This window comes from Citrobacter sp. KTE151 (genome assembly GCF_000398845.1).
Taxonomy (GTDB): domain Bacteria; phylum Pseudomonadota; class Gammaproteobacteria; order Enterobacterales; family Enterobacteriaceae; genus Citrobacter; species Citrobacter braakii.
The window spans coordinates 500,101-521,335 of sequence record NZ_KB976063.1; the positions used below are offsets into that span (position 1 = coordinate 500,101).

General features: G+C 51.1%; 20 protein-coding genes. 11 read left to right on the forward strand and 9 right to left on the reverse strand.

All coding sequences use genetic code 11. From position 1 onward, the window contains the following. The first annotated feature begins 143 nt into the window (after positions 1 to 143). Together cstA and WC7_RS18990 are read left to right on the forward strand one after the other, a co-directional pair. Positions 144 to 2,249, forward strand: a complete 2,106-nt coding sequence (cstA, locus tag WC7_RS18995; RefSeq protein WP_016152202.1) for a pyruvate/proton symporter CstA — start codon at positions 144 to 146, stop codon at positions 2,247 to 2,249. A 63-nt stretch (positions 2,250 to 2,312) separates the two neighbouring features. After that, positions 2,313 to 2,510, forward strand: coding sequence for a YbdD/YjiX family protein (locus WC7_RS18990; RefSeq protein WP_019076244.1), 198 nt, complete (start codon positions 2,313 to 2,315; stop codon positions 2,508 to 2,510). Positions 2,511 to 2,613: 103 nt separating this feature from the next. Here WC7_RS18990 and WC7_RS18985 read toward each other — a convergent pair whose 3' ends face one another. Further along, positions 2,614 to 3,702: an oxidoreductase gene (locus WC7_RS18985; RefSeq protein WP_016152204.1), complete on the reverse strand. Its 1,089-nt coding sequence runs from the start codon at positions 3,700 to 3,702 to the stop codon at positions 2,614 to 2,616. Positions 3,703 to 3,834: 132 nt separating this feature from the next. On the opposite strand from WC7_RS18985, the gene WC7_RS18980 reads away from it, so the two are divergent. Further along, the gene (locus WC7_RS18980; RefSeq protein WP_016152205.1) at positions 3,835 to 4,995 is read left to right on the forward strand and encodes a pyridoxal phosphate-dependent aminotransferase; all 1,161 of its coding nucleotides are present in this window, start codon (positions 3,835 to 3,837) and stop codon (positions 4,993 to 4,995) included. On the opposite strand, the gene WC7_RS18975 is transcribed toward WC7_RS18980, so the two are convergent. The 4 genes from WC7_RS18975 to dsbG all read right to left on the reverse strand — a co-directional run bounded on the left by WC7_RS18975 (position 4,996) and on the right by dsbG (position 8,841). Next, entirely contained in the window at positions 4,996 to 5,613 is a 618-nt protein-coding gene (locus tag WC7_RS18975) for an IbrB-like domain-containing protein (protein ID WP_016152206.1), read from the reverse strand. Next, the gene (locus tag WC7_RS18970; RefSeq protein WP_016152207.1) at positions 5,598 to 6,821 is read right to left on the reverse strand and encodes a phosphoadenosine phosphosulfate reductase; all 1,224 of its coding nucleotides are present in this window, start codon (positions 6,819 to 6,821) and stop codon (positions 5,598 to 5,600) included. Before WC7_RS18970 ends, WC7_RS18975 begins: the two co-directional genes overlap by 16 nt. A 148-nt stretch (positions 6,822 to 6,969) precedes the next feature. Further along, entirely contained in the window at positions 6,970 to 7,890 is a 921-nt protein-coding gene (locus WC7_RS18965; protein ID WP_016152208.1) for a DNA-binding transcriptional repressor CitR, read from the reverse strand. Between the two features lie 204 nt (positions 7,891 to 8,094). Next, positions 8,095 to 8,841, reverse strand: coding sequence for a thiol:disulfide interchange protein DsbG (gene dsbG, locus WC7_RS18960; protein ID WP_016152209.1), 747 nt, complete (start codon positions 8,839 to 8,841; stop codon positions 8,095 to 8,097). Positions 8,842 to 9,215: 374 nt separating this feature from the next. Here dsbG and ahpC point away from each other — a divergent pair, with 374 nt between their 5' ends. The 6 genes from ahpC to WC7_RS18930 all read left to right on the forward strand — a co-directional run bounded on the left by ahpC (position 9,216) and on the right by WC7_RS18930 (position 15,872). Then, positions 9,216 to 9,779, forward strand: a complete 564-nt coding sequence (gene ahpC / locus WC7_RS18955) for an alkyl hydroperoxide reductase subunit C (RefSeq protein ID WP_004859485.1) — start codon at positions 9,216 to 9,218, stop codon at positions 9,777 to 9,779. A 155-nt stretch (positions 9,780 to 9,934) separates the two neighbouring features. Beyond that, positions 9,935 to 11,500, forward strand: a complete 1,566-nt coding sequence (gene ahpF / locus WC7_RS18950; protein ID WP_016152210.1) for an alkyl hydroperoxide reductase subunit F — start codon at positions 9,935 to 9,937, stop codon at positions 11,498 to 11,500. A gap of 223 nt (positions 11,501 to 11,723) precedes the next feature. Beyond that, complete coding sequence (locus WC7_RS18945) at positions 11,724 to 12,278, forward strand: TorD/DmsD family molecular chaperone (protein ID WP_016152211.1); 555 nt, start codon at positions 11,724 to 11,726, stop codon at positions 12,276 to 12,278. Continuing rightward, positions 12,275 to 14,551, forward strand: coding sequence for a molybdopterin-dependent oxidoreductase (locus tag WC7_RS18940; protein ID WP_016152212.1), 2,277 nt, complete (start codon positions 12,275 to 12,277; stop codon positions 14,549 to 14,551). The genes WC7_RS18945 and WC7_RS18940 overlap by 4 nt, the downstream gene beginning before the upstream one ends. Beyond that, positions 14,548 to 15,105 carry a 4Fe-4S dicluster domain-containing protein gene (locus WC7_RS18935; RefSeq protein WP_016152213.1) on the forward strand — a complete coding sequence of 186 codons (558 nt, stop codon included), beginning with the start codon at positions 14,548 to 14,550 and terminating at the stop codon, positions 15,103 to 15,105. The genes WC7_RS18940 and WC7_RS18935 overlap by 4 nt, the downstream gene beginning before the upstream one ends. Beyond that, positions 15,105 to 15,872: a dimethyl sulfoxide reductase anchor subunit family protein gene (locus WC7_RS18930; protein ID WP_016152214.1), complete on the forward strand. Its 768-nt coding sequence runs from the start codon at positions 15,105 to 15,107 to the stop codon at positions 15,870 to 15,872. Before WC7_RS18935 ends, WC7_RS18930 begins: the two co-directional genes overlap by 1 nt. A 69-nt stretch (positions 15,873 to 15,941) precedes the next feature. Here the strand turns inward: WC7_RS18930 and uspG are convergent, their stop codons facing one another. Both uspG and rnk read right to left on the reverse strand, forming a co-directional pair. Continuing rightward, positions 15,942 to 16,370: a universal stress protein UspG gene (gene uspG, locus WC7_RS18925; protein WP_016152215.1), complete on the reverse strand. Its 429-nt coding sequence runs from the start codon at positions 16,368 to 16,370 to the stop codon at positions 15,942 to 15,944. Between the two features lie 187 nt (positions 16,371 to 16,557). Further along, on the reverse strand, positions 16,558 to 16,968 hold the full coding sequence (gene rnk, locus WC7_RS18920) for a nucleoside diphosphate kinase regulator (protein WP_005120853.1): 411 nt from the start codon (positions 16,966 to 16,968) through the stop codon (positions 16,558 to 16,560). 275 nt (positions 16,969 to 17,243) lie between these two features. On the opposite strand from rnk, the gene WC7_RS18915 reads away from it, so the two are divergent. Together WC7_RS18915 and WC7_RS18910 are read left to right on the forward strand one after the other, a co-directional pair. Beyond that, positions 17,244 to 18,074 (forward strand): alpha/beta fold hydrolase, encoded by an 831-nt coding sequence (locus WC7_RS18915; protein ID WP_016152216.1) that lies wholly within the window; start codon positions 17,244 to 17,246, stop codon positions 18,072 to 18,074. 96 nt (positions 18,075 to 18,170) lie between these two features. Continuing rightward, positions 18,171 to 18,794 carry a flavin reductase family protein gene (locus tag WC7_RS18910; protein WP_016152217.1) on the forward strand — a complete coding sequence of 208 codons (624 nt, stop codon included), beginning with the start codon at positions 18,171 to 18,173 and terminating at the stop codon, positions 18,792 to 18,794. Between the two features lie 41 nt (positions 18,795 to 18,835). Here the strand turns inward: WC7_RS18910 and rna are convergent, their stop codons facing one another. After that, entirely contained in the window at positions 18,836 to 19,642 is an 807-nt protein-coding gene (gene rna, locus WC7_RS18905) for a ribonuclease I (RefSeq protein WP_016152218.1), read from the reverse strand. A 110-nt stretch (positions 19,643 to 19,752) separates the two neighbouring features. Continuing rightward, positions 19,753 to 21,216: a citrate/succinate antiporter CitT gene (gene citT, locus WC7_RS18900; protein WP_016152219.1), complete on the reverse strand. Its 1,464-nt coding sequence runs from the start codon at positions 21,214 to 21,216 to the stop codon at positions 19,753 to 19,755. Between the last annotated feature and the right edge of the window lie 19 nt (positions 21,217 to 21,235).

The window sequence follows — 21,235 nt, forward strand, 5'->3', positions numbered from 1 at the left end:
AAATGAAGTGATCCAGTTAACAATGCAATGTAAATACTCAGTGATACTTCGGGTTTACATGGTTGTCAGGTTGTTAAATTCAGAAAAGATGTTATAGAAACAAAATGTAACATCTCTCTGACCAGGACAACGGAAAACCAAGTATGAATAAATCAGGGAAGTACCTCGTCTGGACAGTGCTCTCCGTTATGGGAGCATTTGCCCTCGGCTATATCGCATTAAATCGTGGCGAACAGATCAACGCGTTGTGGATAGTCGTGGCGTCGGTCTGTGTCTACCTTATCGCTTACCGTTTCTACGGCCTGTACATCGCGAAAAATGTACTGGCGCTGGACCCGACGCGTATGACGCCAGCTGTGCGTCATAACGATGGTCTGGACTATGTTCCTACCGATAAAAAAGTGCTGTTTGGCCACCATTTCGCGGCGATTGCTGGAGCGGGTCCATTAGTTGGACCGGTGCTGGCGGCGCAAATGGGCTATCTGCCGGGTATGATCTGGCTGCTTGCCGGGGTGGTACTGGCGGGGGCGGTGCAGGACTTTATGGTGCTGTTTGTTTCTACCCGTCGCGATGGTCGTTCCCTTGGCGAACTGGTGAAAGAAGAGATGGGCCCAACGGCGGGCGTCATTGCGCTGGTGGCCTGTTTTATGATCATGGTGATTATCCTCGCGGTACTGGCGATGATCGTCGTGAAAGCGCTGACCCACAGCCCGTGGGGAACCTACACCGTCGCCTTTACTATCCCGCTGGCGATCTTCATGGGGATTTACCTGCGTTATCTGCGCCCGGGCCGCATTGGTGAAGTGTCGGTCATCGGTCTGGTATTCCTGGTGTTTGCTATTATTTCCGGCGGCTGGGTGGCTGAAAGTCCGACCTGGGCACCGTACTTTGACTTTACCGGCGTACAGTTGACCTGGATGCTGGTGGGATACGGCTTTGTCGCCGCTGTGTTGCCGGTGTGGCTGCTGCTGGCACCGCGTGATTATCTCTCTACCTTCCTGAAAATCGGTACCATTGTTGGTCTGGCGGTAGGGATTCTGATCATGCGTCCGACGCTGACCATGCCTGCGCTGACCAAGTTTGTTGACGGTACAGGCCCGGTCTGGAGCGGTAACCTGTTCCCGTTCCTGTTTATTACCATCGCCTGCGGTGCGGTCTCTGGTTTCCACGCGCTGATTGCCTCCGGCACCACGCCGAAGATGCTGGCGAATGAAGGTCAGGCCTGTTTTATTGGCTACGGCGGGATGCTGATGGAATCCTTTGTCGCCATTATGGCGCTGGTGGCGGCCTGCGTTATCGACCCGGGCGTCTACTTTGCGATGAACAGCCCGATGGCTGTACTGGCACCTGCCGGAACCACCGATGTGGTTGCGTCAGCGGCACAGGTTGTGAGCAGTTGGGGCTTTGTTATCACGCCTGATACGCTGCATCAGATTGCGAACGATGTCGGCGAACAATCCATTATCTCCCGCGCAGGCGGTGCGCCGACGCTGGCGGTGGGCATGGCGTATATTCTGCATGGTGCGCTGGGCGGCATGATGGATGTGGCGTTCTGGTATCACTTCGCCATTCTGTTTGAAGCCCTGTTTATTCTGACGGCGGTAGACGCCGGTACCCGTGCCGCACGCTTTATGCTGCAGGATCTGCTGGGCGTGGTGTCACCGGGTCTGAAACGTACTGATTCCCTGCCTGCGAACCTGCTGGCAACGGCGCTGTGCGTGCTGGCCTGGGGTTACTTCTTGCACCAGGGCGTGGTGGATCCATTGGGTGGTATTAATACCCTGTGGCCACTGTTTGGTATCGCCAACCAGATGCTGGCCGGTATGGCGTTGATGCTTTGTGCGGTGGTGCTGTTCAAGATGAAACGTCAGCGCTACGCGTGGGTGGCGCTGGTGCCAACGGCCTGGCTGCTGATTTGTACCCTGACCGCCGGCTGGCAGAAAGCGTTTAGCCCGGATGCGAAAATTGGCTTCCTCGCCATCGCTAACAAGTTCCAGGCGATGATCGACAGCGGTAATATTCCGGCGCAGTACACTCAGTCGCAGCTGACGCAGTTGGTGTTTAACAACCGCCTGGATGCGGGTCTCACTATCTTCTTCATGGTAGTCGTTGTGGTGCTGGGTCTGTTCTCCATCAAAACTGCACTGGCAGCACTGAAAGAGGACAAACCTACGTCGAAAGAAACGCCATACGAACCGATGCCTGAGAATGTCGAAGAGATCGTGGCGCAGGCGAAAGGCGCGCACTAATATTCTCTTAACCAACGAGCCCTCTCCTGAATGGGGAGGGCGTTTGTTCGACAGGGAACCACTATGTTTGAAACGCTCTCTAAAGCCGGGAAGTATTTAGGTCAAACCGCCCGATTAATGATAGGTGTGCCGGATTACGACAACTATGTTGAGCATATGCGCGTCACGCATCCGGACCTGACACCAATGACCTACGAAGAATTTTTCCGCGAACGCCAGGATGCGCGCTACGGGGGGAAAGGCGGCGCACGCTGCTGTTAATGTTCTTCATTATTCAAGCTGCAGGCGTGTTCACCCTGGTCACATACTCTAGTAAGCACCAGGGGGGCGCTGCGTTGCCGCCATCAGGCATCCCACACCATAATCACACCGTAAACGATTCTACCTTTTCGAAGGCTGCGCGCAGCGTCTGTGGCGTTAACGTTACCGGCAGCGCATGAATGGACTCCACCGGGCGCAGGGTGTGCGCAATCACGTTGTCGATTTCGGCGCGGTTGTTGATGTCCACTTCCAGTTGAGCCAACCGGGTTGGCAGGTTGAAGCGCTGATAGGCGGTAATTAACTGCGCCAGCACATCATCTTGTCCCAGCAGCGCGCTCTGCACCAGTATGCCGTACGCCACTTTGGTGCCATGCAAAAACTTCTCGGTCTGCGGGAGCACGGTCAGGCCATTATGTACCGAATGCGCTGCCGCCACGCGGGTGTAGCGCTCACCCAGACCGCCGACCATGCCGCCTCCGGCAATAATTGCATCCACTACATCGCAAAACGTGCGGCTTAACGTACCTTGTTGCTTATCGACCAGCGCCTGCTCGCTGCTTTCCAACAGGACGTCGCGGATCGTCTGCGCAGCATGGATACCCAGACGTACGGTCAGAGGCAGGTTTTCCGGCTCAGGCGCGAGCACGACGGCCTCGTACCATTTCGCCAGCGTGTCGCCGATCCCCGCCAGTAAGTATTCTTCAGGCGCATTGAGAACGATCTCTGGCTCGACCAGCACGAGGAAATTGGCGTCAGCGAAAATTTCGAAATGCAGCGCCTGGCCTGCATCGTTGTACCAGACGGAGAGCGGTGTCCATGCGGCGCAGGTCGCTGCGATAGTAGGAATACCGACAAAAGGCAGACCCAGACGACGAGCCAGCGCTTTGGCCGTGTCGAGCAATGTCCCGCCGCCCACACCAATCACCACGCTGCGATTCTCTCCTGACTCTTTTGCCAGTTGAGTAACATCGGTTTCGCTGCAATGTCCCGTAAACAGCAGGTGTCTGGCATCGGCAAGATGAAATGCCTCAGGCAGATAAGGGCGGGCCGCGTCGATGGCGCGTTCACCGTACACCCAGACGGCGCGTGAGAGTTGCTCTGCGGTGAAAAAATCGTTGAGTCTTGACAGGCTGCCGGGATGGGAAAAATAGTTGGCCGGGCCGGTGACGACGCGAATCTCGGTATTACTCATGTTGTGTTGTCCTTTTGGCTGTCCTGTCAATGTAGGTTATTTTTATATAGACGTCTGAACGTCTTGATTGCCAAATACTAGCATCGTGCTATAGTGGCTTCAACCACAACATCACACGCTGGGATAACAATAATGAGTAATAACCCGCTGATTCCGCAAAGCAAACTGCCTAATCTTGGCACCACTATCTTCACGCAAATGAGCGCGCTGGCGCAGCAGCATCAGGCCATTAACCTCTCGCAGGGATTTCCTGATTTTGACGGGCCACTCTTTTTGCAGGAACGTCTGGCGTATCACGTCGCGCATGGCGCAAACCAGTATGCGCCGATGACGGGCGTACAGCCGTTGCGCGAAGCCATTGCGGATAAAACCGCGCAGTTGTACGGCTATAAACCTGATGCGAATAGTGAAGTGACCGTGACGGCGGGGGCCACAGAAGCGCTGTTCGCCGCAATTACGGCGCTGGTGCGTCCTGGCGATGAGGTGATTTGTTTTGACCCGAGCTACGACAGCTATGCGCCCGCGGTCGAATTATCCGGCGGCGTAGTTAAACGTATCGCGCTGCAACCGCCGTCATTTCGCGTCGACTGGCAGGAATTTAGCGCTGTACTCAGCGAACGTACCCGACTGGTGATCCTTAACACGCCGCACAATCCTTCCGCCACCGTATGGCATCACGCCGATTTTGATGCCCTGTGGCAGGCAATTAAAGAACGCGAGATCTTTGTCATCAGCGACGAAGTTTATGAGCACATTTGCTTCGCCGGACAGGGACATGCCAGCGTGCTGGCGCATTCACAGCTGCGCGAACGCGCCGTTGCCGTTTCATCGTTTGGGAAGACCTACCATATGACCGGCTGGAAAGTCGGCTACTGCGTTGCGCCTGCCGCCATTAGCGCTGAATTACGCAAGGTACACCAGTATCTGACGTTCTCAGTGAATACGCCGGCTCAGCTGGCGCTGGCGGATATGCTGCGGGAGGATCCAACACACTATAGTGAGTTGCCAGCCTTTTATCAGAAAAAACGCGATGTGTTGGTGAACGCGCTGCGAGACAGCCGGCTGGAAATTTTGCCGTGTGAAGGCACCTATTTTCTGCTGGTCGATTACAGTGCCGTCTCCACGCTTAACGACGTCGAGTTTTGCCAGTGGCTGACCAAAGAAGTGGGCGTTGCCGCGATCCCGTTGTCGGTTTTCTGCGCCGATCCTTTCCCGCATAAGCTGATTCGCCTATGTTTTGCCAAGCAAGAATCGACGCTGCTGGCGGCAGCCGAACGTCTGGTTGCGCTGTAGTTATTTTACTGTCCAGGCTTTGGAGAAGCGACGGTCGGCAAATAACTCTTGCAGACCGTTAATTTGTTTCAGACGTAAAACCTCATCGTCGTCCATACCTAACTCTTTACTGATTTTCTCTGCGCTCCATCCCAGTAGCGATAATTCACGAACGATTTCCGACATGGCATGAATTTTATGCCGCCCGCGGGCACGGTTATGACGAATTGTCGCTGCCATGCGTTCATGGCGTTCACGCTGTAAACAGGTGACCGGCAGGTAGCCATGTAGGCGTGATTTCAGCGACGGTTTGCTTTTACCTAGCTCATGACGGTGGAAACCATCGACAATTTCGTATTCTTCCGCCGTGGAGTGAACTACCACGATGGGCTGCGTGAATCCGTCTGCTTCGAGGGATCTCTGCAGCAGCTTTTTCTCCGGAGGCGCAACGTTATTAGGGTTATAGTCATTGGGTGAGATATGCTCGTTTTTAATCCATAGTACACAGTCTACTGGCTCTTCACGAAAAGGGCTGACGCTGTGGATAGCCATTCTGAATTGGTTGATTGCTTCAATTCGTTCTTCTTCTGACAGCCCAGAAAGAAAACCAGTGAGTTCTTGAGTTAGTCGGTGTTGCATAAGATTCCCCATTGCTGGCGTTTTATTTTCATGCGTTCATTATAACGTTGGTAGTTTTTGGGTTTTGTGGGGCTGAATGACAGCGCCCGGCACCAGTAGTCGTTATTCAGCAGGACTTTACAGATACGCCGCCACGACGGAATATCCGCTGAGCCAATATCTTTTTCCTGAGTTTGCGGGATATTGTCCATGCCCTTTTTCTTATACCACTGCAAATAGATGGCGATTTTATTGCGATAATGCTCAGCGGTCGTTTCCGGCATGCTATTGAGTAGCAGCATGGCGTATTCCTGCCAGTTTAAATGTTCGGGTTTTAATATTTTGCGGTGCCCGTAAAAATGGTTGTCCTGACCGGCATAAATTCCGCCACTTTTTACACCGCTGACACGGGCGCACATGGCTGCCCAGCGCTCGGGGTCAATGACGTGATATAGCCATAATCCCTGACGCTGTTCCGGGCCAAAAGGTTCACAAATACGCATGTAACGTGTCGGGACACCGGCCTGATACATGAGATTGTATAAGGGATTGCACGACATTCTGGTTTTTGCGAACCAGGTCCAAATATCGGCAGTTTTCCAGTCATAAATCGGGTAAATATACCAGGTATGCCCGCCGGGGGCGCTGGTGGTCCAAGGTTTATCATCGGCAAAGCGCTGCTTTTGCGAATTGGCAATGGCGACAAAACGATTATATGACTCATCGGCGCGGATCCCGACCATCATGCCGGCTGGACGTTTCTCTGAATACCAGTCAGCGAACTCGCGAACAAATTGTTCAAAGGTCATGCCGGGTTGATAGAAGGAGAAATACTCTGGATCGGTTATGGCATCCGTGGGAGGCTGGCGAACCCACGGAGTACCTGGTTCCCAACACTGCCATTCTGGCTGAAATTGAGAGAGGGAATTCTGGGTGGTGAGCGGTAAAGCCACCCAATAAAAGCGCTCGATGACATCAGAATAACGTGCACGAAGCGCCTCAACATAATCAATAGTGCAGGAAAACTGGGCTTCCCAGTCGATAAATACTACGTCAATTTTTTTATGCAGTTGGCGTGCAAGCATAGCTGTCAGATGTAACATCAGTCCTGAATCTTTCCCGCCGGAGAAAGAGACACAAACCCGAGGCAGAGTTTCCAGCGCCCAGGTTATGCGCTCCAGAGCGGCGTCCAGCACGTTTTGATCAAGCGGGATTTTATAAATAGACATATTAAACTCATATCAGAATTATTATTTAAAACAATAACAAATGCTGACAATAAGATATGCTAATTTTTTTCATGTGCAACGTTTTAATACATTCATAATTGTTTTGAATTGCCTTCATTCATAAAAATACAAAATGAATAGGTAAGCTCTATTTGTTAGTCCTTTGGTCATTTTTATCATTTATTTTATTGATTAAATTAACGAAACCAGTATTGTTGAGTGATGCTCTGTTATACATCAAAAATAAATTTATTTTGGGTAATGGGATATCGATACAGATCTCTTTTAAATTAAATGAGCCGGTATATTGTTCGTAAACATCTCTTGGTAACAGACCTATGATATCTGTGTTTGAAATAATATTAATGATCGTTATTAATGAGTCGCTGCGGAAACCAATATCTCGATTAGCCAGCAATGTGCTGGTTTTTTGCCAGTATTCTTTAACGCCAGGATCTTCAGAGATAAGTTGCGTGAACTGTTCTTTTAATATTGTTTCAAGCGTGCTTTCTCCATTAATTCTTGGATGGTTTTTGTTGCAAACTAATATTGTTTCAGCAGTTTTAAATGGTGAGCATATTATCGAGCGATTACTCACTGGGGCGGTAGCAATGACTAAATCTGCTTTTCTGTAAGCCAACAGATTTTCCGTACTTTCAGCAGTGATGAGTATGTTATGGTGCTCAATTTCGACATGCGAGTCTTCTCTGAGAAAATGAATAACTTCCTCAATGTTTATAATGGTTGGCAGTTGTGGACAGTAAATAATGAATTTTTTCTTCAGACTGGAGTTATTCATGATGTTTATTGTCTGCTCCAGACTGTTGAGGTTTTTCTCAAGATGATGATGGAGGTTAATCCCCATAATCGTTGGCGTTAGGCCTTTTCCGGAGCGGATAAACAGCGGGTCATTAAATTGTGTGCGTAGCCGTTGCAGTGACTGGCTAACGGCAGAGGGGGTAATATACAAAGTTTCAGCAGCTTTAGTGATACTCAAATGTTGATAAATACACTCAAAGATAACCAACAGATTGAGATCGAACTTTTTGAGGTCATAGAGGTTAGCCATGCATACCTTCCTGTGATGGTCATGTTTTGAAAGATTTAATTTTGAAATATTTTAAGTTGTGATTATTCTTGTGATTTATGTTTGTGTGCTTAATGAATTATTAATTTAAACTAAAATAGCACATATTGCATAATTTTGACCAAAAAAGTTAATTTAAATGAGTGATTGACATGAAAATGATAACAACCACTCATTTTGTTACTTTTATTTATTACCCATGATAATGTTTAATTTCTCCTTATCCGGTAAGCCGACTTCCTGTTGTAACGTATCGTCTTTACTCATGTAATAGATAGCCGGCGTGACGTTGGCGCCTAAATCATCCATCAACTTTTGATTGATATTCAATACCTTCATCTGCTCCGGTGAGACGGAGGTCGGGATTTGTAGCTTCATTTTCCCACCGGATGCCTCATAGTCATGCCAGGTCTTGGCCGGATCTTTTGCGGCCAGAATCGCAGCGGCGGTAGCCGGGCTTTCGGGTTTAATTACGCCAACCAGTATTGTGCGCAACTGAACTTTACCTGAGTCTACCCACGGGCGAGCCTTTTGCCAGAACTGTTTGCAATAGGGACAGAAGGGATCGGCAAACACATAGACAATGACTGGAGCCTCTTTTTTCCCGTCCAGAATCCAGGATGTTTTTTCCATTCGCTGCCACATTTCGCGCCCGGCAGGGGCGTAGATCTCTTTTTCTATCAGCGTATTACTGAGGTTTTCACCTTTTTCGTTATACATATAACCGGAAATGGCGTGTTTACCGTCAGGCGTAACATAAATAGTAACGCCCATATCCTGGTATTTTCCCAGGTAGCCCTTCATTCCACCCGGCGCGTCGAAGGGTTTCAGAATAGTAATGCCCTGTTTCTCAATAGCTTTAACGGGAGCAGGAAGTTCTTCGGCGTGCACCACGGCAGGAAGCAGGGTTAAGAGTAAGGTACGTTTAAACATTGATTTTCCTTATAAAATCAGAAGGAAAGGGGACTAAGTTGCAAAACCTATCGCAGCCATAGGTAAGATCGACCGTCTGTCGATTGCCCTTTCTTGAGTGGGGTGATGTAATCCCAATCGCTGTTACGACCTTTGTTAAGGTAATGTAGAGCGCAACACATAGCCAGCCCTGCTGGCACTGACGTTACCTGCGGGTAGCTCGGGTAATGAGGCTCCCTGCAAAGGGGGCCTTTTTTACTTTTATCTTTAGGTTCACAACATGAGTTTGAGTGGGTTGTTAGTTAACGCTTATTGATTTGATAAAGGAAACGCATTAGCCCTGCGAAGAGATTTTCGTTAACTTATCTCTCAACGAAAACACGGAGGAAGTACAGATGTCTTTGATTAATACCAAAATTAAACCTTTCAAAAACCAGGCGTTCAAAAACGGTGAGTTCATCGAAGTAACCGAGAAAGATACCGAAGGTCGCTGGAGCGTCTTCTTCTTCTACCCGGCTGACTTTACTTTCGTTTGCCCGACCGAGCTGGGTGATGTGGCTGACCACTACGAAGAACTGCAGAAACTGGGCGTAGATGTCTATTCCGTATCTACTGACACCCACTTCACCCACAAAGCATGGCACAGCAGCTCTGACACCATCGCGAAAATCAAATACGCGATGATCGGCGACCCGACTGGCGCCCTGACCCGTAACTTCGACAACATGCGTGAAGATGAAGGTCTGGCTGACCGCGCAACCTTCGTTGTAGACCCGCAGGGTATCATCCAGGCAATCGAAGTTACCGCTGAAGGTATCGGCCGTGATGCGTCTGACCTGCTGCGTAAAATTAAAGCCGCACAGTACGTTGCCTCTCACCCAGGTGAAGTTTGCCCGGCGAAATGGAAAGAAGGCGAAGCGACCCTGGCTCCATCCTTAGATCTGGTCGGTAAGATTTAAGTCGCATAGTTTGTTGGCCGGATAAACGCAGTGCATCCGGCCATTCCACAGGCGCAAGTTTGCGCCTGTTTCATTCCAGCACCATGACGCAAGTTGCATTAATGCAGTCCCGCAAAGTCGGCTTGCATGATGATGTTTTCAGAGAGGGAAGAAGAATGCTCGACACAAATATGAAAACCCAGCTCAAGGCTTATCTTGAGAAACTGACCAAACCTGTTGAGCTGATTGCTACGCTGGATGACAGCGCTAAATCGGCAGAAATCAAGGAACTGCTGACTGAAATTGCTGAACTGTCAGAAAAAGTCACCTTTAAAGAAGACAATACTCTGGCGGTACGCAAGCCATCGTTCCTGATCACCAATCCAGGTTCTCACCAGGGGCCGCGCTTTGCCGGTTCTCCGCTGGGCCATGAGTTTACCTCCCTGGTGCTGGCGCTGCTGTGGACCGGTGGTCATCCGTCAAAAGAGGCGCAGGCGTTGCTGGAGCAGATCCGCGATCTCGACGGTGATTTTGAGTTTGAAACCTATTATTCGCTTTCCTGTCATAACTGTCCGGACGTGGTACAGGCGCTGAACCTGATGTCGGTACTGAATCCACGCATCAAGCATACGGCGATTGACGGCGGTACATTCCAGAACGAAATTACCGATCGCAACGTGATGGGCGTTCCGGCGGTGTATATGAACGGCAAAGAGTTCGGTCAGGGGCGTATGACGCTGACTGAGATCGTGGCGAAAGTAGATAGCGGCGCAGAAAAACGTGCGGCACAAGAGCTGAACAAACGTGATGCTTATGACGTGCTGATTGTCGGTTCCGGTCCTGCGGGGGCGGCAGCGGCAGTGTACTCTGCACGTAAAGGTATTCGCACCGGTCTGATGGGCGAACGTTTTGGCGGTCAGGTTCTTGATACCGTTGATATTGAAAACTACATCTCGGTACCGAAAACCGAAGGCCAGAAACTGGCGGGCGCGCTGAAAGCACACGTTGATGACTATGATGTTGATGTGATCGACAGCCAGAGCGCAAGTAAACTGGTTCCGGCGGCGCAGGAAGGCGGTTTGCATCAGATTGAAACGGCATCCGGTGCGGTGCTCAAAGCACGCAGCATTATCATTGCCACCGGTGCGAAATGGCGCAACATGAACGTTCCGGGTGAAGATCAGTATCGCACCAAAGGCGTAACCTACTGCCCGCACTGCGATGGCCCGCTGTTTAAAGGCAAGCGCGTTGCGGTGATTGGTGGCGGCAACTCCGGTGTTGAAGCTGCTATTGACCTGGCAGGCATTGTTGAACATGTGACGCTGCTGGAGTTCGCACCTGAAATGAAGGCTGACCAGGTGCTGCAGAATAAGCTTCGCAGTCTGAAAAACGTCGATATTATTCTGAATGCGCAAACGACAGAAGTGAAAGGCGATGGCAGCAAAGTCACCGGCCTGGAGTATCGCGACCGCGTGAGTGGCGATGTTCACAGTGTGGAACTGGCGGGTATCTTTGTACAGATAGGTCTGCTGCCAAACACCAACTGGCTGGAAGGTGCCGTCGAGCGTAATCGCATGGGTGAAATCATCATCGATGCCAAGTGCGAAACCAGCGTGAAGGGGGTTTTCGCCGCTGGTGACTGCACCACCGTACCGTATAAGCAGATCATCATCGCGACCGGTGAAGGCGCGAAGGCCTCATTGAGTTCGTTTGATTATCTGATTCGCACGACAGTAGCATAAAAAAAGTAAGATACACCTGCAATGCCAAAACCGTCAGCCATCCGCTGGCGGTTTTTTATTTCCACGCTTTCAGATTGTCAATTCTTGAAACAATAAACCGCGTAACACATTTATTTAATGAGTCTGACCATTAGTTTCATCAAAGAAAGATGAGGCGTTTTCTTTATTATATCAACCTGCGTTACGTTTTCATTTGTTTTATGAATAAATGGTTGGTTAATTCATGGGTGAAATATATGAAACCCTGACGATCTTTGAATCGACAGGGTTATTGTTGCGTGATTTTTTTATTTCTCACGATAGTCACACGCTGAAAGCGGCTTATTCAGCTCTGGAAGCACATGCCTCGAGGCTAACAGAACAGGAGTGGTTGGACGCGGAGTACGACTTCAATGCGCTATTTGTTGGGCCACAGACGTTAAAGGCTGCGCCGTTCGCTTCGGTTTATCTCGAAGAAGATGCCCTCGTAATGGGTAAATCAACTTTGAGCATTCGGGAATTCATGGCAAATATAGGTTTATCTATAAACCACAAAAATAATATACCGGATGATCATATTTCATATGTATTGGAATTGGCGGTTTTATTATCGGCTAATGCCAGAACATCAGCTAAATACCAGGTCGCCTTCACTCGATATGTAAGTGAGTATATATCGCTGTGGGTGCCCGAGTATATCGAAAAAATAAATATAAATGCACAAACCGCCACGCTGAAAACCGTAGCGGGAAGGTTGTCTTCTTGGCTTAATGAATTAAACACGAGAGTATCAATATGAGTAATGAACCGGGAGTTCTGAACAGACGTTCATTTTTGAAAGGGTTAGTTGCCCTTGGAACCGTGGCTGCCTTGCCTGGGGGGTTGCTGACTTCACGCTGCGCATTGGCGCAACCGCCAATTCCGTTTAACCCTAAAACTTACAAAATTTCTCGCAACGCCTGTCCGCGTAACTGCTATGACACCTGTAGCCTGAAAACCTGGGTGAAGGATGACGTCATTACCTTTGTGGAAGGCGCGCCTGAGTCAACGTTTACGCATGGAACACCCTGTGTAAAAGGTCTGACTTATCCTCGCCGGGTGTATAGCCCGGATCGCATTAAATATCCGATGGTTCAGGATGTTCGCGGCAGCGGTAACTGGCGTCGTATCTCCTGGGACGAAGCAATGCAGCGCATTGCGACCAAGATGCTGGAGATTAAAAAGAAAGACGGCTCAATGCTGGGGCTGGCGCTGTCAAAATACTCAGGCAACCTTGGGGTGATGGGTTATGCCGTTGAAGGGATGATGTCTTCGCTGGGTTACACCACCCGTTTTGCCGGGACACCTTGCTGGCCAGCCGGTATCGACGCCCAGAACTATGATATGGGGGATATGTGGTGTAACGACCCGGAAGATTTTGTAAAAGCAAAATATATCATCATCTGGGGCGCGAATCCGGCCTGGTGCTCTATGCACACTATGAAATACATCTATCAGGCGCGGGAGAAAGGCGCAAAAGTTGTCGTTATCGATCCGCTGTTAACGCAGACCGCCGCGAAAGCCGATCTTTATTTACGTGTTCGCCCAGGCTCAGATGGCGCTCTGGCGCTGGGCATGGCGCGTCACCTGGTGGATAAAGGTTTAGTTGATCAGGATTTCGTCAATAACTATTCCCACGGATACCCGGAATTCGAAGCTTATCTGCGCAGCAGTGTGACCGTCGAGTGGGCCGCTGAAATTTGCGGTCTGTCGGCGGATGCCATTCGCCAGTTAGCGGAAGAGTTTACGGCGGTTAATCCTGCCACCGTGTGGATTGGCTACGGCATGCAGCGCCATGTTAACGGCGGCGCTAACGTACGGGCGATCGATGCCTTTGTGGCAATGACCGGCAATATTGGTATTGAGGGCGGCGGTGCCCGCTACGGTCATCTGCAGACATGGGGTTATAACTACCATGGAATGATGCAGAAGCCTCCTGCAGGTTCTGTCGGAATAAAAGGCGCAGGTGGTCCGGTGGGTGAGTTTGTCAGCGATAGCGGTGAGAAGAGCGAATACTCCGATCGTGCGCTGAATATCAACCAGACGGCGCAAGGGATTCTGGACGCCAGTGAACCACCGGTACGGATGCTGTGGGTGGCCTCTAAAAACCCGTTTGCTCAGGATTTCGACCGCAACAAGATGATCAAAGCGTTTGATAAACTGGAAATGGTGGTTTGTGTCGACCAGTTCTTCAACGAAACCGTCCAACATGCGGATATCGTGCTGCCTGTCACTACCACCTTTGAACAATGGGATGTCTCTTCGTCTTATTGGCACTACTGGTTATCCGTCAACGAGCCGGCTATCAAACCGCTGTATGAGTGCAAGAGCGATCCGGAAATCGCGGCGCTGCTGTCCAAAACCATCAATAAACTGGAACCCGGTTCATGTACCTTCCCGCAGGCGTTTGATGCCAAACGCTGGTTGGATCAGGAATTTAATGAGGGGATGGGGAAACAGTTTGGCATTGCGGGCTGGGATGACCTGCTGGAAGGACCACGCAAAGCAAAAATGGTCAGCACCGCGGCCTGGTACGATCGCAAGTTCAAAACGCCGTCAGGCAAGTACGAGTTCAAATCAGAACGATGTGCGGAAAATGGTCACACGGCTTTGCCGGAATATAAAGCGGGTGCACAGGGTGCGCTGCCGTTCCACCTGTTTACACCTCATCTTCAGTACGGTCTGCACTCGCAGTTTGTCAATCTGGACTGGATGCAGGTTTTCTGGCCAGAACCCTTTGTTTATATCCACCCGCTTGCTGCACAGAAAAAGGGCATCACTGAGGGCGCTCACGTCAAAGTCTTCAACGAGGTGGGCCATGTTGAGTTGCGAGCCAAAATTACCACTAATGTGCCGGAAGATTTTCTTGTGATGTACGAATCCTGGTTCAACAAGCTTAGTTACAACGTACAGAATGTGGTCAAAGATACGCCCGCCGATATGGGAAAAATGGCGACAGGCGCGCCCGGTGCGGCCATACACAGTCAATTTGTAGATATTACTCTGTCAGAAAATGAAGGAGCTGCGGCATGAGACGCGCGTTTTTAGTCAATAGCGATAAGTGCATCGGCTGCCGTGGCTGTGCGATGGCGTGTAAGAGTTTTAATCAGCTGGAGCCTGAACGTTTCTGGCGCTATGTCTACCCGCTGGATAAAGAAATTTACCCGCATGAGGAGCGAGCGTTCTACTCGCTGGCCTGTAACCACTGCGAAAATCCGGCCTGCCTGGCGGCTTGTCCGGTAGAGGCGTACACCAAACGCGAGGATGGTGTTGTGGTGCATAATCCGGAACGTTGTATCGGATGCAAAAACTGTATCCGCAATTGCCCATACGGTGCGCCGCGCTTTAATGAAGAGACGAAAAAAGCGGAAAAATGCAGCATGTGCTACGAGCGTCTTGATGTCGGTATGCGGCCGGCGTGCGTGAGTGCCTGCCCGGTAGGCGCCCTGACGCTTATCGATCTGGATGCCGATCCGATCCCCAACAATGCCGTACAGTATCCGCCGGGATTCCCACGTATGCCGCAGCTTAATCCTGGCACACGTTTTATCCTCGCGCGTCAACCGAAGCAACCGGAGGGCAAGTAATGGAAAAGTATGAATTCCCTCTGGTTATTTTTACCGTATTGAGCCAGATGTCGGTCGGTATAACGCTCATTCTGACGCTGCGCACGCTGCAAGGGAAACTGGAAAGCAAGCGCCTGTACTGGCTGGTAAGCGGGCTGGTTCTGGCGGCTGCTTCCGTGGCGGCGGTATTGCACCTGGCGCATCCGGATCGCGCCTACAATGCCCTGATTAACCTCCAGCATGCCTGGCTGAGCCGTGAGATTCTCGGCGCAACTTTATACGGCGCGGCGGTGGGCGTGACGTTTTTGGCAAAAGGGCACAAAGCGCCGGCCGTTCTGGCCTCTGTTCTCGGGATCGCGCTGGTGGCGGTACAGGGGATGACCTATGCCGCCCCGGCGATGGTGGCGATCGCTAACGGTCTGACGATGCTGCTGTTCTTCATCACGGTGTGGGTTATGGGTTGTGCGGCGATTCCGCTGCTTAACCTCGCGCCTGCCGTTGCCGCATTGCGCCAGGGGATTGTCGTTTGTATGGCGGTCATGATTGCCGCGCCCATTATCTGGCTAAGCGGTGGCACCATTATGCAGATGACGGCGCATGCCTGGCTGACGTCGCCGCTTTATCTGGCAAGTCTGGTGTGTCTGGCGATGGGCTTTGTCCTCAGCCGCCAGGGCGAGCGTCGTGCAAAAGCGCTCTTTGTCCTGCTGTTTGTTGGCGTATTCCTGAGTCGTCTGACGTTCTTTGGCGATACGGTTAGTACCATCGTGAATATCGGTCATTTGTACTGATCGTCAGGCAATAAAAACCCCTGTCAGGCGTTAACCTGGCAGGGGTTTTCTTTAGCAAATTAGAGACTATTAACGTACAACCAGCACTGGCAGAGTAGCGTGGCGAACAACGCTGGAAGCGTTTGAGCCGAGCAGATGAGTGCTGATTGATGGGTTGCGCGATCCAATGACGACCACATCCGCATTCAACTCTTCACCCAACTCGTTGACGACGTCACGTACGCTGCCAAAGCGGACGTGTTGTTTAATACGGGAAGGATCGATGCTGAAGTGACCGACCATCGTTTGCAGACGAGTTTCCGCTTCGTGTTGTAGATGCTCTTCAAAACGACGGACATCGGCTGCAAAGCGGTGCAGGCTTAAGCTTGCTGAGCCTGGCAGCACATGCAGCAGATGAATAACCCCGTTTTCCTGTGCCAGAAATTCTGCATGGCGAATAGCCTTGTCGCTCAGTTCCATTTCGAATACATCAACAGGCATTATGATTGTGTTGTACATAAACATTCTCCTTGTCATTACATGAACACATATCAGCATAGTATTAAAAATGATTCTGTCAGTCACGACACAGATTTATGTTTTGCGAACAGGAGATAAGGTGAGAGTCAGGAGCAGAGGACTAACCGGAAAGAGGATGCGGATGCATCCCCTGTAAGATAAAGCGAGTGGCTTTGATAAGACAGAGTTAGCGCAGGTAGTCGCCTGCAGCTTCAGGTTGGTACTCAAGCTCAATGACTTCGAGGTGTGTTGAGGTCCCGCCTGGTAGTTCCCAGTGAATGGTGTCGCCAACGCGCAGGCCCAGAAGTGCAGCGCCAACAGGTGCCATTACCGAAAGCTGTGTGCTGCTGTCAGTCATATTGGCCGGATACACCAGGGTACGCACACGGACTTCGCCATCACTCAGATTGCGGAATTTCACGCGGCTGTTCATGGTCACGACATCGTGCGGCATGGTTTCTGGTGAACACATTTGGGCACGATCCAGCTCGGCGTTCAGGGCGTCGGCAATCGGTAAACCAGCAAACGCAGGTTGCTCCAACAGGCGGTCAATGCGTTCCGCATCGAGGTCGTTAATGATGATAGTTGGTCTGGACATTTGTTACTCCATGTCGTCGATACTGCGGGTGCGCAGGTAAATAATCCCAAAAGAAAACCCTCACCGTCAGGCGGCAAGGGTTTAGCTTTTATGATGATACTGAGACTTACCCCTGGTTTGAAGTGATTTAGTTCACATTCAGGCAAATCATTAATATTGTTGCGTATGGTGTGATTTTAGCCGAAAAACGCGATCGTTCTCCAATTTGCATTATGCTTTTTAAGCGCTCGCTGCGGGCGCGTCAAACAACTCAGTGTTCCGCGACAGGAGATCTCATGAGCCAGTACGACAAACTTACCTTGAAAGACGGCAGCTATTTGCATTTTAAAGATTGGGGAAGTGGGCAGCCTATCGTCTTTAGCCATGGCTGGCCGCTGACGGCAGATGCGTTTGAGGATCAGATGCTGTTCCTCGGGTCGAAAGGATTTCGGGTGATCGCCCATGACAGGCGTGGGCATGGGCGTTCAGCCCAACCCTGGGATGGTCACAATATGGATCAGTATGCTGACGATCTGGCTGAACTTACCGCGCATCTCAATCTTAAAGATGCCGTACATGTCGGACACTCTACCGGGGGCGGGGAAGTGGCGAGGTACATTGGTCGCCATGGAACGCAGCGGGTAGCCAAAGCGGTGTTAATCGGCGCGGTGACGCCCATAATGATCAAGACCGACTTTAACCCAAATGGTGTGCCGAAAGAGGTGTTTGATGGCATCCGTGAGGGAGTGATAAACGATCGCGCTGCCTTCTTCTATGAACTGACCGCTGCATTCTATGGCTACAACCGCCCGGGCGTAAATGCGTCGAAAGCCGTTCGTGAAAGCTTTGTTGAACAGGGCTTACAAGGTTCCATCAAAGCGTTGTACGACTGTATTCACGCGTTTTCAGAAACTGACCTGCGTGAGGATCTCAAAAAGATGACTATCCCGACGCTGGTGATCCATGGTGATGACGATCAGATTGTCCCGTTTGAAACCTGCGGAAAGGTTGCGGCGGAAATACTGCCTGACGCGCAGTTGAAGGTGTATGTTGGCGGTTCGCATGGCATTTGCACTACCCATAAACAACAGATCAACGGCGATCTGCTCAACTTTATTCAATCGTAATCTTTAGCGGATTGTTCTACGCTGATCTTCTTTTTCCAGGGAGATGAGCGAAGCATAATTTGTGCTGCGCTGATGTTAACTTCAACAGAGAACGCTATGTATTTCTATCAACCATCACAAGGACACGGTTTACCGCATGACCCGCTGAATGCCATCATTGGACCGCGCCCTATTGGCTGGATTGCCTCCCGCGACAGCGACGGTCGGCATAACCTTGCACCGTACAGTTTCTTTAACTGCTTTAATTATCATCCGCCGATTATCGGTTTCGCCAGTAGCGGCTGGAAAGATAGCGTGCAGAATATTATCGACACCGGTGAGTTTGTCTGGAATCTGACGACTCTAGAGCTGGCCAGCGCGATGAACGAAACGTCAGCCAGCTTGCCTCACGGCGAGGATGAGTTTTTTGCCGCCGGGCTTAGTAAGGCAGATAGTCGGATAGTCAGCGTGCCGCGGGTGGCGCAAAGCCCGGTCAATTTTGAGTGTCGTTTATCGCAAAGTCTGCAACTGACCACCGCTGATGGTTCGCCTGTTGAAACCTGGCTGGTGCTGGGAGAAGTGGTGGGCATTCATATTGATGAAACGCTATTGGAAGACGGCATCTACCAGACGGCGAAAGCAAAACCGGTACTGCGTGCGGGCGGGCCAACGGCGTATTATTCGATCAGTGAAACACACCGCTTTGATTTAGTTCGCCCGGATGCCCGTTCAAAACGCTAACCATATGGACCGACGCCAGCTTGCCGCGCCGGTCGTTATTTTCAGTATCCCACTTTGTCGATAATAAACTGTTTACCGCAGTTACCCGGATGCGGTTGCGGTAATAATGACTGTGCGGATAACGTCTGGTTAATGGTGTCGGCTTTCAGGGACAACTGGATTTCTGTGAGATAGGCCGGATTGCCGTGGCAGCTTAGCTTCACGGCTTTAACGTTCTCTCTGCCCCAGCTTTTAGCGACGGCGGCGTCAAATGCGCCGCGGCTGACGGTTTTGCCGTAGTTTTCCGCGAGGAATTTGCCAGCCTCGCTGTTCTTAACCTCATTATTCATCCGTACCATCGTGCCGAAGTATGCGTCGGGATCAAAACCGAAACAGGCGCCATGTTTGGCATATTCGTAACGTTCCAGACAGGATCTCCCGCCGGCACCGGGCATTACGGCACTGAGTTTTGCCGCGCTTTCCAGCGACAGGCCCGTTTCGGGAGCCGCGCATTTACGGCTGGCGCGCGCTTCAGGCAGGTTGGGAATAGGGCGAGTCGCGCAGCCAAAGCGCATCCAGCGGCGGTTGTCTACTCCACGGGCGGCGATGGATTTTGGCAGGCTGGGCCATAAACCGTGAACGGTCAGGAAATCTGCTTTGTCCGCGCTCTCTTTTTGCAGACGACATTCGTCGGGCTCTTGACGATTTCTCTCGTGTTGGCTCTGACAAAATCCGGTTTGCCAGGAGAGGGCCAGCACGTAGCTGTCAAAATCAGCGTACTGTTTTGCCTGAAGTTCGTCGGCCTGAGCTACAGAAACTGGGAGCAGAAGTGCTGCCAGCAGCGAAGAATAACGCCATGTTGATGTCATGATGATTTCGGATACTTATATAAATTCTGAATATCATCTATTTAATCATAAAAAATGCCAGTCAGGTTTAGCTGACTGGCATCATTTTCATCAGGCGGGAACCCGAATGATTAGCTCCACATTGCCAGAATCGGCCAGCCGACCAGCAGAAGCATAGAGATGTAGATAACGCCGAAGATAGCACCCAGACGCCAGTAGTCTTTGGACTTCACATAACCGCAGCCGTAAATAATAACGCCAGGGCCAGTTGCATACGGAGTCAGACAGCCCATGATACCGATGGACAGTACCAGCAGGATACACAGGTGTTCCATCGGAACGCCCGGGATGCCTTTGCCGACGGCCAGAATAACCGGCAGCATGGTGGCGGTGTGTGCGGAAAGGCTGGCAAACAGGTAGTGAGCAAAATAGAACACCAGCACCAGAACGATCACGGTCGCGTTAGGCGAGAAGCCTTCCAGGTGCGAGCTCATCGTGTTGGCGAACCAGTCGATGAAGCCTGAGCGGGTTAAACCATTCGCCATAACGACCAGCGTGGCGAGGTTAACCAGGGTGTTCCATGCGCTGTTATAACGGGTGATGTCTTTCCACGGGACAACGTGCAGCGCCAGCATCAGCGAGACTGCCAGCAGACCCACAGCGGTCGCATCAATCAGTTTACCGCCAAAGACCCACAGACCCAGGCTGAGCAGAACCAGACCGATCAGGGTCAGCTCTTTACGCGTCAGTTTACCCATGGTTTTCAGTTCATCACCAGCCCACGCGGCAACTTCAGCACTGTGAGTAACTTCTGGCTTGTACAGAACATAGGACAGCCACGGAGCAACGATCAGCAAAATAATACCAACCGGCAGGAAGCTGAGGAACCATTGCAACCAGCTGATTTGAATACCGGCAATTTTATTGACGAATTCCAGACCCAGCACGTTAGGTGCAGCACCGGTAACGAACATAGAGGAGCTCAGGCTGGTACTGATTACCATCATCCACATCAGATATCCGCCGATACGGCGCGCGGACGGATCGTTCGGGAATGATTTAAACAGCGGCGGCAGGTTTTTGATAACCGGGAATACGGTACCACCGGTACGCGCGGTGTTGGACGGTGTAAACGGCGCCAGCAGAATGTCGATGATGACAATCGCGTAGCCCAGCGTCAGGGTGCGTTTACCCATGAATTTTACCAGGAACAGCGCGATACGACGACCCAGACCGGTGACTTCATAGCCCAGCGCGAAGATAAACGCGCCAAACACCAACCACACGGTAGTGCTGGAGAAGCCTGCCAGACCCCATTTCAGCGCTTGCTTACCCGCTTTAAACGCCGGGTCGGCCAGCTCTGAAGCATCAAACAGCAGATAGTTGCTGCCGATGACGCAGATCGTTACGGCGATAAAGCTTATCGCTGTTGCCGGGATTGGCTCCAGGATCATCCCAACAATCATTGCCACGAAAACGGCAAAATAGTGCCAGGCTTGCGGGGGCATTCCATCAGGGACAGGGATAAGAAACATGACGCCCATTACGACCAATGGGGCCAGTAATTTCCATATTTTATCTTTTGCTAAAGACATGTGTGTGATTCTCCGGAAA

Excerpts from the sequence above, each read along its gene's own strand:
- cstA (WP_016152202.1), top strand. The coding sequence starts at position 144 with ATGAATAAATCAGGGAAGTACCTCGTCTGGACAGTGCTCTCCGTTATG.
- WC7_RS18990 (WP_019076244.1), top strand. The coding sequence starts at position 2,313 with ATGTTTGAAACGCTCTCTAAAGCCGGGAAGTATTTAGGTCAAACCGCC.
- WC7_RS18985 (WP_016152204.1), bottom strand. The coding sequence starts at position 3,702 with ATGAGTAATACCGAGATTCGCGTCGTCACCGGCCCGGCCAACTATTTT.
- WC7_RS18980 (WP_016152205.1), top strand. The coding sequence starts at position 3,835 with ATGAGTAATAACCCGCTGATTCCGCAAAGCAAACTGCCTAATCTTGGC.
- WC7_RS18975 (WP_016152206.1), bottom strand. The coding sequence starts at position 5,613 with ATGCAACACCGACTAACTCAAGAACTCACTGGTTTTCTTTCTGGGCTG.
- WC7_RS18970 (WP_016152207.1), bottom strand. The coding sequence starts at position 6,821 with ATGTCTATTTATAAAATCCCGCTTGATCAAAACGTGCTGGACGCCGCT.
- WC7_RS18965 (WP_016152208.1), bottom strand. The coding sequence starts at position 7,890 with ATGGCTAACCTCTATGACCTCAAAAAGTTCGATCTCAATCTGTTGGTT.
- dsbG (WP_016152209.1), bottom strand. The coding sequence starts at position 8,841 with ATGTTTAAACGTACCTTACTCTTAACCCTGCTTCCTGCCGTGGTGCAC.
- ahpC (WP_004859485.1), top strand. The coding sequence starts at position 9,216 with ATGTCTTTGATTAATACCAAAATTAAACCTTTCAAAAACCAGGCGTTC.
- ahpF (WP_016152210.1), top strand. The coding sequence starts at position 9,935 with ATGCTCGACACAAATATGAAAACCCAGCTCAAGGCTTATCTTGAGAAA.
- WC7_RS18945 (WP_016152211.1), top strand. The coding sequence starts at position 11,724 with ATGGGTGAAATATATGAAACCCTGACGATCTTTGAATCGACAGGGTTA.
- WC7_RS18940 (WP_016152212.1), top strand. The coding sequence starts at position 12,275 with ATGAGTAATGAACCGGGAGTTCTGAACAGACGTTCATTTTTGAAAGGG.
- WC7_RS18935 (WP_016152213.1), top strand. The coding sequence starts at position 14,548 with ATGAGACGCGCGTTTTTAGTCAATAGCGATAAGTGCATCGGCTGCCGT.
- WC7_RS18930 (WP_016152214.1), top strand. The coding sequence starts at position 15,105 with ATGGAAAAGTATGAATTCCCTCTGGTTATTTTTACCGTATTGAGCCAG.
- uspG (WP_016152215.1), bottom strand. The coding sequence starts at position 16,370 with ATGTACAACACAATCATAATGCCTGTTGATGTATTCGAAATGGAACTG.
- rnk (WP_005120853.1), bottom strand. The coding sequence starts at position 16,968 with ATGTCCAGACCAACTATCATCATTAACGACCTCGATGCGGAACGCATT.
- WC7_RS18915 (WP_016152216.1), top strand. The coding sequence starts at position 17,244 with ATGAGCCAGTACGACAAACTTACCTTGAAAGACGGCAGCTATTTGCAT.
- WC7_RS18910 (WP_016152217.1), top strand. The coding sequence starts at position 18,171 with ATGTATTTCTATCAACCATCACAAGGACACGGTTTACCGCATGACCCG.
- rna (WP_016152218.1), bottom strand. The coding sequence starts at position 19,642 with ATGACATCAACATGGCGTTATTCTTCGCTGCTGGCAGCACTTCTGCTC.
- citT (WP_016152219.1), bottom strand. The coding sequence starts at position 21,216 with ATGTCTTTAGCAAAAGATAAAATATGGAAATTACTGGCCCCATTGGTC.